This is a genomic window from Olsenella sp. AGMB03486, assembly GCF_040884255.1.
In the GTDB taxonomy this organism is placed as follows: domain Bacteria; phylum Actinomycetota; class Coriobacteriia; order Coriobacteriales; family Atopobiaceae; genus Olsenella_L; species Olsenella_L kribbiana.
This window is the reverse complement of the sequence record NZ_JBEVTM010000002.1, coordinates 173,104-184,585: the sequence shown is the minus strand read 5'-3', so window position 1 is coordinate 184,585 and position 11,482 is coordinate 173,104. Positions and strand designations below refer to the sequence as shown.

The window sequence follows — 11,482 nt, the reverse complement described above, 5'->3', positions numbered from 1 at the left end:
AGCGTTGACGCAATAATGTCCCGTCCCGTTCTAGGATGCATGTCGCCAAACATCAGCATCGAAGAGACGGGGGCGGGATGCTGGACATCATGCTCCATGAGATGGAGGGGCTCTCCCTCGGGGAGAAGCGCGAGCTCATCTGCGCCACGAAGGCGGCGGCCGCGCGCGAGCCTGGCAGGCAGGCAGATGGCGCGACGCCCAGATCATGCCCCCGGTGCGGCTCTTCCTCCTTCATCAGGAAAGGGCACAATGCCGACGGCTCCCAGCGCTGGCTCTGCAAGGGGTGCGGGAGGACGTCCTCGTCCAGGAGCAGGGGCCTGCCCGCCGCCTCCAGGCCCGATGCCGCGACCTGGTCCCTCTTCGTGGAAGCAGCGCTTCCGGGCCCAGGCCTGAGGCAGTGCGCGAAGACGTGCCATGCGTGCCTCAGGACCTCCTGGCCCATGCGCATGAGGCTCTGCGAGGCTATGGAGCGCCCGCCTCTCGCCTTCCGGACAGGGCCTCCGGTCTCCTGGCAGGCAGACGGCGCCTGCCTCGACGAGCCCCTCACGGGAAACAGGGCAAGGAGCGCTGCCAGGATGCCGAGGAAGCCCCACAGGCACGGCGGCGCCGTCCATGCGCGCGGCATCTCCAGCCTCAAGGCCTGCGTCATCTGCGGCGCAAACGATGCCGGAGACGGGCTCTGCCGCGTGGCCGGCAGGGGAAGGCCGAAGGATGAGGCCCTGAGAGACGCCATCAGGGGTCTCGGTCCTGGCACCTGGGCGGCGACCGACGCCCATCAGGGCTGCAGGCGCGTGCTTCCCGCCCTCGGCATCGCCGAGCATGCCGCCACCGGCACGCGCCTGCAGAAGGACGGCGGGCTTGGCATGGCCAGCGCGATGCACCAGAGGCTGCGCATCGTCCTTGCCCCATTCCACGGCGTATCCACCAAGCGGCTGGACCGCTGCCTCTCCCGGTTCCTTTGGCCCGGGCAGGCAAGGCGCTCGGACGCAGACGGGCTTCAGACGCTTTCCGGCCAGAGCGCCTGCGGCTTCTACGAGCATACGAGGCGCCAGATGATCGATCGTCCCCAGCCCTTCTAGGACTATTGGCAACGGCAGAGAGCGGCTACGTCAATGCTGGTCTAATAGAGAGTAATCTATTAACACCAATGGTAAAATGTCTTCAGTAGCTCCATTCATGCATGAGTCAGCCAGGAGCTCACATCAGATGACACTTTATTCCAACACCGACAATGAAATGGCGGGTTATGAGTAGCAGGAATTCCAGAGCCAGCAGGACAATGCACGAGAAGCGCAACCTCAAAGACAGCGAAAAGGATGCGTATATCTTCGAGATTGAGCACATGGACCACAGCAATCCGTATTGGCTCCCAACGATCGTCTGCTGTGTCATAGCCCTGATTGCATTTGCCTACGAGCTCTACGCATCCAACAGCAATGGCGGCTCGATGATATGGGTCTTTGCTGGCATTCTTGTGATATCGCTGATCTGCCTCTGGTTTCTGCAGCGCAAATATAAAGCCTGGGAAGAGAACCGCTCTCACCAGGCTCAGGACGCCCCCTCCAAGAGCGCTGCAAAGCACAATCAGGACAGATAGCTTTCGATAAAGCGGGCGACGCCGTCCTCATCATTGCTGAACTCGGTTATGATCTGCGCAGCATTTTTGCAGCCGGGATCTGCATTCTCCATCGCACAGGCAATGCCTGCTTCGGCAAACATTGCAATGTCGTTTTCTCCATCGCCTATTGCAAGCGTTTCTTCTGCAGGAACGCCTTCATGTCTGCAGATCCATCTCAGGGCACTACCCTTTGTATAGTTTCTGTTGATTATCTCGATGCCGCAACCGTCATGGAAGGTATATCCAAGCTCCGGAAATGACTTCAATATCTCCTGGATAGCTAGGCGGTCTGCTGGATTTTTGTAATAAACATTCAGTCTCTCGACCTTTTTCCCGTCACGAAGGAATGACGGCACATCTTCATCGATAGGCACACGCTGTTCAAGAATGAAACCCATCATCCCGGGATTGATAGGATATTCCCCGATCTTTTCAAGACGAGCCTTTTCCGAGTATGACCTCCCTGAACAGAAGACATCAAACTGCACTTCATAGGGAGCAAGGTTCGCGTAGAGAGCCTGAACAGTCGCGGTATCGATGCTCCCAGATAGCGCTACCGTGAAATCTGCACCTCTCCTCTGATAGATTGTCGCACCCATCGAGCAGACTAGATAGCGCACTTCATTCATGCCCGCAAGCTCCGCAGGAATGCCTGACCTCATCCGGCCCGTGCAGGGAACGAACAGGACATCCTCATTCGCCAGTTTCTGCACAGTCCGGATATTTTCCTGCGTCACGTGCTTGTCGGACGTCAGGAATGTGCCATCCATATCGCAGAATACCAGTTGTATTCGCTTTCCTTCCAATTGCAGCACAAGACTTCCCTTTCAATGAAAACGGCATGGGAGCGCTAGGCTTCCCATGCCGCAATCTCAATAATTCCCGACGCAGCCCTATGCATCTGGGCTCAGCGAAACTTTTCAGTCCAAGACTGCACCAGTCTTGGCAGAGCCGACTGATGCTGCATACCTCTTGAGGAGATGCCCGCCATTGTCGCGTACCACAGGAGTCCAGCCCGCCTTGCGCGCCTCCAGCTCTTCATCAGAAACCTCAAGATGAATGAGATTCTTCGTCAAATCGATGTCGATGATGTCGCCGTCCTGCACGTATGCAATGGTTCCGCCATCGAATGCCTCCGGGCATAGATAGCCAACAGAAAGTCCACCCGATGCGCCAGAAAAACGACCGTCAGTAATGACAGCAGAGTTCGGAATGCCCTTCATGATTTCGGTCACACGGTGCAGCTCTTTCATGCCAGGGCCGCCCTTCGGTCCCTCATAGCGGATGATGACGCCCGTACCTTCCTTGATCTCGTGACGGTCATAGGCGGCAAAGGCCTCTTCCTCGCTATTGAAGACCTGAGCAGTACCGTGCCAGACATGCTGGTCCGCCGGAACGGCAGAAGTCTTTACCAGTGCACCTTCAGGAGCAAGATTGCCATAGAGCACCTGAATGCCATTAGCGACAGACTGAGGATCATTCTGCTCACGAATGACGGAACGGTCGATGAACACATCACGGGCAAGATTCTCCCCCATGGTCTTGCCCGTGACGGTCATCGCGGAGGTGTCAAGGTCAGCTTCGATAGTCTTGAGGACAGCAGGCACTCCACCAGCCTTATACAGGTTGATGCAGGAGATATCGCCATTCGGAACAACATTGCAGATTACTGGAGTATGGGACGTCGTCTCGGCAACCTGCGTCCAGGTGACCTCGAGCCCAAGCTCATGTGCAAGCGCCGGCAGATGTACGAGAGCATTGAGAGATCCGCCGATGGAAGCAAGAAGCTTGACAGTATTGTCTAGAGCGCTCTGAGTCATGATGTCAGAAGGCTTGAGATCTTCGCGTACCATCTCGACAACACGTGCGCCGGTCTGACGAGCAGAGAATCTGCGCTGGCTTGTCGAGGAAGGCCACAGAGCGCCATACGGCAGCATCATGCCAAGGCCCTCGCACAGGCATGCCATGGTATTGGCAGTTCCCAAGAATGGGCAGACACCAGGGCCGGTGTAGTACTTGAGCGTCCCCTCGATGACCTCACGCTCGGTCGCTTCGCCGCGAAGGAACCGTGCACGGAGAGCCTTGGATTCGCTTGGCTTGATCTCATCGTAGCAAGGACCGGCCGTTACGATAGCAGAAGGCAGATTGATGCGCGCAGCAGCATTCAGCATGCCAGGTATGATCTTGTCGCAGGACCCCATGTAGACGACACCGTCAAAAACGCCTTCGCCCACAATCATTGCTTCGCAAGAGTCCGTCACTATCTCACGGTGCGGAAGGCAGTATCTCATGCCCGGATGGCCTTGTGCAATGCCGTCACACATGCCGATCGTATTGAACTCGATAGGCTCGCCACCAGCCTCCAGGATGCCCTTCTTGACCTCTTCTGCAAGCATGCGCAGAGGCTCATGGCCCGGGCAGACCTCATTCCAGCTGTTGGCAATAGCAATCAACGGCTTGTCCGGATTCTCGAGCGAATCGATGGAAATGCCGGCTGCAGCGAGATGTGCCTTCGAGATGGCGCGCTGGAAAGGTTCGAGCTGATCGATTTTTCTATTCATAATCACTCCTCAGGAAGGAGCGGATGCTGCCTATGCAATATCCGCTCCTCGAGTTGCAGGTAACAGAGGGAATCTGACTACTCCTCGCCCTGCTCGGCATACGCTGTGATCTTTGCCATGGTGATCTTCTTCTCGACGAGCCACCACACAAAGGCGAACACGGCAACCAGGATAGCGATGCTTACCCACGGATTAGCTGAGATGCAGCTCCAGAACACGATGGCAGTCTGCGTAAGGGAAGGACCAGCCATGGATGCAATCTGGCCATCGAAACTCAGACCAGCGGACTGGGCAAGTCCAGTCATGTACGGTGCAGCTGCGGTACCAGCATACAGAATAGCAGACATGACAGGGATGGAAACGAGGATGGAACGGAAGACGTTGCCGCGGCAGAGGGCGACGACAAGAGCGACACGGAAGGTAACGACAGCAAGGTCGGCAAGCGGCATCATGTGGTTGCCCGGAAGGATGAAGGCAAGAAGGATGGTGATGGGGATCATGATGAGAGCAGTGGTGATGACATCAGGGTTGCCAACAACGACGGCTGCATCGAGGCCGATGGTAAGAGCCTGGCCACCGAACTTCTTGGAAGTAAACTCCTGGGCAGCCTCGGAGATAGGCATGAGGCCTTCAACGAACATTGCGGTCATCTTTGGCATAAGCGCCATGACAGCAGCAACGTTGACACCGGTCAGGATGACCTGGTTCCAAGGCATCCATGCCAGAAGGCCCATAGCACAGCCAAGGATGAAGCCGAGAATCATCGGATCGCCGATGAAGCCGATCTTCTTCTGGACACCCTTGATGGAGAAGTTGACATCACGAAGGCCAGGAATGCGGTCGATAAGCCAGTTGAACGGTGCAGCAATGATGATGGAAGAGATGTAGGAAACCGTAGGAAGCGAGACATCGGGGATACCGAAGAAGTTCTCGACCAGAGGCTGCGTCCAGTCGCAGAGCTTGAAGGAAATGACAGCCATGAGTCCAGTCGCGATAAGAGCAAGGATAAAGTTGTTCGTCACGAAGAAGACAAGAATACCGGCAATCATCATGTGGTGGTAATTCCAGATGTCGACGTCCATAGTATTGGTCTTCTTGAGGATCAGCATGAGGATGTTGATGCCAAGGATCTCGAAGACGAGGAAAGCGACAATCGGGGAAGCCCAGGTAACGGAAGATACGGCGCCCCAGCCGACATCGGTGACATCGAGGTTCAGGCCGAAGTTGGTGACCATGCCAGAAGCAGCAGGAGTCACTGCGGTCTTCAGAAGGTTTACGAGAAGGTTGATGCCAACAAAGCCGCATGTAATGGTCATGCCACACTGAAATGCCTTGCCAATCTTCAGCCTGAAGACCAGGCCGAGGATGGTGATGATGACAGGCAGCATAACATATGCTCCGGCACCAAGAAATGCCTGGAAGGCAGCATAGATGCCGTTAACGACAACGTCCATTGAGTTTCCTTTTCTTGTAGGCGAGACTTGTTGAGCTCTTTAGCTCATTACGTCAGACGTATGTCTGCTAGTCCTGCAGAGCCTGATAGATCTTCTCGAGCGTCTTGTCAGCGCCGATGCCCGTAAGAAGGCTGATGCCGAGAATCACGGGAGTCTTGATATCCGGATCGGAGAATTTGCCAGAAGTCACGATCAGATCGTATCCATCGCCCTTGTCATGAAGCTCAATCATCCTGCACTGGCTCGTCTGTACATCGAGCCCCTTGGCCTTGCAGTAATCACGGATCTTGCTTGCGACGACAGTCGAAGTCGCAACACCATTTCCGCACGCCACGAGAATACGCTTTGCCATTGTTAATTCCTCTCTCCTATCCTGGCGCTATTGCCAGGAAAATTCCCAACATGACTAAGACAGGCTCCCTGCAATGAGCTTGTAGATTTCATCAGCATTCTCAGATCCGACAATCTGCTTCATGAGATCCTGGTTCTGGATCAGGGCAACAACCTTGGTAAGCATGTCGATATGCGCATGTGCCTCAGTCAGTGCCAGCATTGTCACCAGGGAAACCTGACATGTGGCATCCGGGTCATCCATCTTTCGCCAGGCAACCGGATTCTTGAGCACGCCAACGCAGATTGCCGGATTGTTGACGTTCGCTATGTCACAATGAGGCATAGCGGCATTGATGCCCTCAACATCGAGACCTGTTGGGTAGTTCGTCTCACGTTCAGCTATGGCCTGTGGATATGTATCTTTGGCATAGCCAAGCTGTACAAGACGCTCCGCCAGGATGCTCTCGACTTCCTGATAGGTCGTAGCATTGTCAATCACGACAACAAGGTCCGGTGTAAAAGCAATCTCTGCCATATGAAATACCTCGCAACTTTAGTAGGGCCAACCAAACTCTAGAACTTGACCTTGGCTTCAAAGTTTTCAATGGAAGCCTTCAGGCCTGCCTCGTTCATGGATTCGATATCTTCTGGCTTGAATATGCCGCTGCCGATACCCGCATAATCAGCACCGTTATCGAAGTACTCCTGGCAGTTGTCAGCATTGACACCCCCTACAACCATAAGCGGCATCGGGTTGAGTGGTGCCTGGATATCCTTGATATACTTTGGACCGAGCGCACCAGCCGGGAAGATCTTGACGATGTCGGCACCCATCTCAGCCATCTGCCAGACCTCGGTCGGAGAGAATGCGGAAGGCACTGCAAGAAGACCGTTTGCCTTGCAGATCTTGAAAATCTCTTCGGTGAAGCAGATAGGCGAAAGAGCGAAACGAGCTCCCGCAGCTACAGCTGCATTCGCACGCTCAGGCGAAATGACGGTCCCAGCACCCACAAGCACTTCATCGCCAAACTCGTCATTGACTTTCTTTATCGTCTCGGCTGCGTTAGGTGTGTTCATGGCAACTTCGACAGCACGTAGCTTGGTTCCGACCATGTTCTTCACAACGCAACGAACCTGATCGTAGTTGTAGCCGCGAAGTATCACCGTCACTTTCGGGAAATTGATAATGCTGGAATCTATCATCCTGATCCTCCCATTACGGTGCATCTGCATTCGCAAATGTATTTTCATTCCGTACATGAATGATTAGACCACAATACCTTCACTTAAACAAAGCTTATTTTTCTAATTGCATAATTATATTATTAGAATGTATATTTTTATTATTTAGCTGCATTTATCTGATTTCATCAGTATATTTCTATCTTAAGAAGATAAATCCATCCATATTTTCTTCATATTTTATAGCTGTCACATACACCATTTCAAAGCAATTTATGAAACACTATTTTCTTTATCAAATGCATATTTTTTATTTTATGCTGTATATTCTTGCACCCACGCCAGGGAGCTGCATTCTGCCGCATCTACCATATAAAAGAAGCCCTGCCGAAGCTTTACATGCTCCAGCAAGGCTTTAAAGATTATGAATCCGAAGCTCTATCTACTATTTTCCTTCAAGCTGATGAAGCGTTCCCGGCATCTGCTTGTTCAGAACGACCTGCCCCATCGACAGCATCGATTCATAGAGATGCTGCGGTGTTACAGGATCTGGCGGCTCCTTGCCAGATTTCACAGCGAGGATATTGTCGACAACAATATTGCCCATACGCTGGCTGCTCTCATATGTATTGCCTGCAACATGCGGGGTAACCAGCACATTGTCGTAGTCGTAATACGGCTGGTGATCAGGCGGCTCTTTGCTGAAGACGTCTATAGCGAAGCCTGAGAGCCGTCCGCTCTGCAGCGCTTTGTCCAATGCATTATGGTTCACGATTCCCGATCTTGCAGTATTGATTAGAATCGATCCTGGCTTTACGAGATTCAGCTCTCTCGAACTAATCAGGTTCCTTGTGGTCTCATCGAGTGGAAGGTGGATTGTTATAATGTCCGACCGTCTCAGTAGATCATTGAGCGTTGTATAGACTACGCCGTATACAGTTGCTTCGTTCCGCTGGATTATGTCATAGCCAAGGATATCCATGCCGAAGCCAAGGGCGCGTCTGGCAACTGCAGTACCAATCTGCCCCACTCCGATGATGCCTATCGTCTTCCCGTAGAGACCTGTCCCCGTACGCTTTGTCCAGCCGCCGGAACGGGTGTCTATGACCATCTGGGATATATGACGTTCAAGATCAAGAATGAGCCCGAATGTGAAGTCAGCTGTCTCTTCCCTGTTCGATGCAGGTGCATAGGTAACCTGGATGCCTAGGTCTCTGGCCTCTGCAACATCGACTCCATCGAAGCCAACACCATAACGAGCAATGATCTTGAGCTTTTTCATGCGCCGAATCACTGAAGCAGGCAGGTCATCGTTGCCCAGTATTATTGCATCGGCATCCCGCGCGAACTCGAGTATCTCCTTCTTGTCCAGAGGCCGACCATAAGGATTGAAACGGACTTCGCACCCCGCCGCCTCCAAACGGTCTACCGGCTCGCTTGAACCACGCCCAAACGTTACGGCGGTAGAACAAACAACCCATTTTGACGCCATCTGCATGCCTTTCAAGGTCACCACACTGATACCGAGAGTCCTGCTCCGGCATCCGGGTCTAGCCACAAGGCGCCCGGCGCAATGGAGCATTGCTGTCTTACCCTATAGGCATGTTTCTAGTCAATGCTGAGATGCAATTGGTGACGTATCTCTAACGTAATTTGGCATAACTGAGATAGGAGTAGAAGCCCGCCATAGCAGCTGCATAGATATGTCAGCACCGCTTTCCAGCAGATACGGCGGCTTGGAAGGACAGGAGCCTTCAATGCTGCCCGAACGGCTGGAGCGGGATATGCGGCTTGGTACGATCAAGAAAGTATCGCTGCATCAGCGCATTGGCTTGCTGTACTTCATCGAGTCCCTTTGCCATCCCGAGAACATTCTGCAGCTGACGGGCACCAGGTCCCGAACAGACCATCATTCCTGTTGCTAGCGCAATGGTTGGTATGACGCAACCCGAGCCGCAGGCGATATTGACTGCCTTGCAGAGTGCTTTCGATCTTCTCGCTGAAAGAGCTATCTACGCCGCGCCTGAAAAGCTGCGGGGTATCGTTTCGTCGCAGCCAAAACGTCAATGGGACCTTCTACATCCATCGCGATTGCATCGGGATCGGCTTCCCAGAGCTCCCTTAGCTGCCGAACCGTACTTCCACGGTCGTAGATGTCATCGAATACTATCTCCTGAACAGATGGAGTTCCTTCCCCAAGCTTCTCCAACTCTGCCATGCAACGCATATGCACATCGGTTCCGTCAGGAGCGTATGCAGTTTCAGGCGCAGGAACAAAGACCTGCAGATCAGACATATCGAAGGATTGGGAATCATCAATCGATATCGACAGACTCCGCAGGTCCTGCGTTGGCGAAGAACCAAGAGAAAATGCGAGAAGATTTTGCACAGCATCGAACGACCTGCCGATAAACCCTAGGTCAGCAGAAAAGTCCATACCATCTGTCGATTGGCCACTTCCCGCATACAGCCCTACGCCCTTCGCCATGATTGCATAGAGATTGATAGCCAAAGCGGGTGCAAGAACGCTTCCCCCGCCATCCGTGCCAACGCAGCAATCATTTATCCCTTTCAGCACATTGATGGCTCCCCCACTCGTTGAGTCTGTCATCGGCCGATATGTAAGGGGGTTCACGAGATCAGTATCGATGCTCCTGCCAAGATCCGACATGCGATCGATTGTCAATATCAGATGATGCCGCGATGCTTGCAGGGAATCAACCAGCCACTGAGGGATAGACCCTGTATCTTTCAATCCAACCATGAGCAGAGGACTGTCTTTGGAGGCAGCCTCCCGTACAGCCTCAGGATTGATCGCAATGACGCTCCGGCCAAGCGCAGCCTGAGCAACGAAGAGCCTATCCCGCAGCGATAATGACATGATGGCGCCTTTCTAGACGAATCTAGCAGCGGATGAGCGGCAGGAAACTTGTACCGTTCTGCGGAGCTTCCACGCCAAAGTAGTCAGCGACAGTCGCACCGACACCTGATTCGGTATCGCGTGTACCGATATTGGTCGGCCTGGTCCCAGTATGGGAAATCAGCAGCGGCACATACTCCCTTGTATGATGAGGGTGGCCGATAGTCGATCGTTGCCATGGTCTGCCATTACGATCAAGTAGTCTTCCGGTTTGAGAGAAGAACGAATCTGGCCTATATATTCATCTGCAATACGCAGCTTGTCCGCGTATGCCTTCGAATCCTGCCTATGGCCGCAGAGGTCGGTCTCCTGCACATTTGTACAAATGAATGTATTTTCGCTTGATTGCAGAACTTCAAGAGTGCGCGCCAGCACCTCCGCCGTATCTACTATAGATTCGCTCTCCCCGAACTTTTTGCGCATACGTCAGCGACCTTGCCAAGCAGATGCACATCTATCCCATGTCTGCCAAGGATGTAGGGCACCTGGACCTTTTCGTCTACGCCATACCCCATATGAATCCAGTGATAGTCATTCACATGGACACCTGATTTCGGCGCATTTACACCAATCAGGTGTCCGTGGACCTCGATAGCTGCAAGCAGATTGGGCAGGTGCACCTGGCGTCCGCCGAAAACGATGACACGCGGAATCTTGGCAACGCCTCTAACAATACGCTCAATCTCGAGCTCCGTCTCGAAATCCACATCGTCGATGGCTGCCGTGACATTCCAGGCCTGGCCGGGGTCGCACTCGACATTGTCGGCTACCGTAACCGCTTCATTCACAATGAGAAGCTTCAGACCAGAAGCTTCATCGGTGTAGATGCGGACCGCAAAGCCGGCTTCCCTTCGAGTCCCTCTTTTTCGCCGGAGACTTCACGCATCCGCTCACCGAGGAGGGAGCCGGACGTCTCCTCGAGCCGCTCCAGATGGTACGCTGGTCTCCCTCTGCCACCAACAAGCAGCCATGGCGGATAGTCGTGGATGGAAAGAATGTCCACTTCTTTGAGCACAAGACCAGAGGCTACGCCCGCGAATCGACAGGAGACATCCAGAAGGTCGATTTGGGCATTGCAGCATGCCACTTCGAGATTGCGGCACGGGGGTCCGGCATCGAAGGCACCTTCAGGAAGTGCGACCCTGGCATCCCGGCTCCCGACGGCGCAGACTACATCACGACCTATGCGATGGAAGCCAGCCCTCTCGAGGGATAGCGGCGTATCTGTCTGCGGGCCTGCTGGGCTCCGTCTCTGTGCAGGCCGCTTCTCAATATTGCAATGCAGGCTCCATCCCGGACTTTCCGGGATGGAGCCTGTCTTTCAAACGGGGAAGCATCTTCCCCCTGCTCCGGCATGCCAGGAGAGCATCTTCAGAGGGGCTATTGAACAACGAGAGAGCCAGCACAGCGTGGT

At 53.8% G+C, this 11,482-nt stretch carries 13 protein-coding genes; 3 read left to right on the top strand and 10 right to left on the bottom strand.

What is annotated here, in order from left to right; genetic code table 11:
* The first annotated feature begins 77 nt into the window (after positions 1–77).
* The gene (locus ABVS03_RS01885; protein ID WP_368017801.1) at positions 78–1,079 is read left to right on the top strand and encodes a hypothetical protein; all 1,002 of its coding nucleotides are present in this window, start codon (positions 78–80) and stop codon (positions 1,077–1,079) included.
* Positions 1,080–1,279: 200 nt separating this feature from the next.
* A complete protein-coding gene (locus tag ABVS03_RS01880; protein WP_368017800.1) occupies positions 1,280–1,597 on the top strand; it encodes a hypothetical protein in 318 nt (105 codons plus the stop codon).
* Here the strand turns inward: ABVS03_RS01880 and ABVS03_RS01875 are convergent.
* The 10 genes from ABVS03_RS01875 to ABVS03_RS01830 form a co-directional block, all read right to left on the bottom strand.
* Positions 1,585–2,433 (bottom strand): HAD family hydrolase, encoded by an 849-nt coding sequence (locus ABVS03_RS01875; RefSeq protein ID WP_368017799.1) that lies wholly within the window; start codon positions 2,431–2,433, stop codon positions 1,585–1,587. The two genes, ABVS03_RS01880 and ABVS03_RS01875, sit on opposite strands and share 13 nt — an antisense overlap.
* Before the next feature lie 105 nt (positions 2,434–2,538).
* Positions 2,539–4,179 (bottom strand): dihydroxy-acid dehydratase, encoded by a 1,641-nt coding sequence (gene ilvD, locus ABVS03_RS01870; protein WP_368017798.1) that lies wholly within the window; start codon positions 4,177–4,179, stop codon positions 2,539–2,541.
* A gap of 77 nt (positions 4,180–4,256) precedes the next feature.
* Complete coding sequence (locus ABVS03_RS01865) at positions 4,257–5,633, bottom strand: PTS galactitol transporter subunit IIC (protein ID WP_368017797.1); 1,377 nt, start codon at positions 5,631–5,633, stop codon at positions 4,257–4,259.
* Between the two features lie 67 nt (positions 5,634–5,700).
* On the bottom strand, positions 5,701–5,985 hold the full coding sequence (locus ABVS03_RS01860; RefSeq protein ID WP_368017796.1) for a PTS sugar transporter subunit IIB: 285 nt from the start codon (positions 5,983–5,985) through the stop codon (positions 5,701–5,703).
* Positions 5,986–6,039: 54 nt separating this feature from the next.
* Positions 6,040–6,501 (bottom strand): PTS sugar transporter subunit IIA, encoded by a 462-nt coding sequence (locus tag ABVS03_RS01855; protein ID WP_368017795.1) that lies wholly within the window; start codon positions 6,499–6,501, stop codon positions 6,040–6,042.
* 38 nt (positions 6,502–6,539) lie between these two features.
* Positions 6,540–7,169 carry a bifunctional 4-hydroxy-2-oxoglutarate aldolase/2-dehydro-3-deoxy-phosphogluconate aldolase gene (locus ABVS03_RS01850; RefSeq protein ID WP_368017794.1) on the bottom strand — a complete coding sequence of 210 codons (630 nt, stop codon included), beginning with the start codon at positions 7,167–7,169 and terminating at the stop codon, positions 6,540–6,542.
* Between the two features lie 424 nt (positions 7,170–7,593).
* Positions 7,594–8,640 carry a phosphoglycerate dehydrogenase gene (locus tag ABVS03_RS01845; RefSeq protein WP_368017793.1) on the bottom strand — a complete coding sequence of 349 codons (1,047 nt, stop codon included), beginning with the start codon at positions 8,638–8,640 and terminating at the stop codon, positions 7,594–7,596.
* 516 nt (positions 8,641–9,156) lie between these two features.
* Positions 9,157–10,029 carry a hypothetical protein gene (locus tag ABVS03_RS01840; RefSeq protein ID WP_368017792.1) on the bottom strand — a complete coding sequence of 291 codons (873 nt, stop codon included), beginning with the start codon at positions 10,027–10,029 and terminating at the stop codon, positions 9,157–9,159.
* Between the two features lie 159 nt (positions 10,030–10,188).
* Positions 10,189–10,491 (bottom strand): alkaline phosphatase family protein, encoded by a 303-nt coding sequence (locus ABVS03_RS01835; RefSeq protein WP_368017791.1) that lies wholly within the window; start codon positions 10,489–10,491, stop codon positions 10,189–10,191.
* The gene (locus ABVS03_RS01830; RefSeq protein ID WP_368017790.1) at positions 10,458–10,856 is read right to left on the bottom strand and encodes a hypothetical protein; all 399 of its coding nucleotides are present in this window, start codon (positions 10,854–10,856) and stop codon (positions 10,458–10,460) included. The genes ABVS03_RS01835 and ABVS03_RS01830 overlap by 34 nt, the downstream gene beginning before the upstream one ends.
* A 143-nt stretch (positions 10,857–10,999) precedes the next feature.
* Between ABVS03_RS01830 and ABVS03_RS01825 the strand changes: the two genes are divergently transcribed.
* Positions 11,000–11,284 carry a nitroreductase family protein gene (locus tag ABVS03_RS01825; protein WP_368017789.1) on the top strand — a complete coding sequence of 95 codons (285 nt, stop codon included), beginning with the start codon at positions 11,000–11,002 and terminating at the stop codon, positions 11,282–11,284.
* Positions 11,285–11,482: the final 198 nt, after the last annotated feature.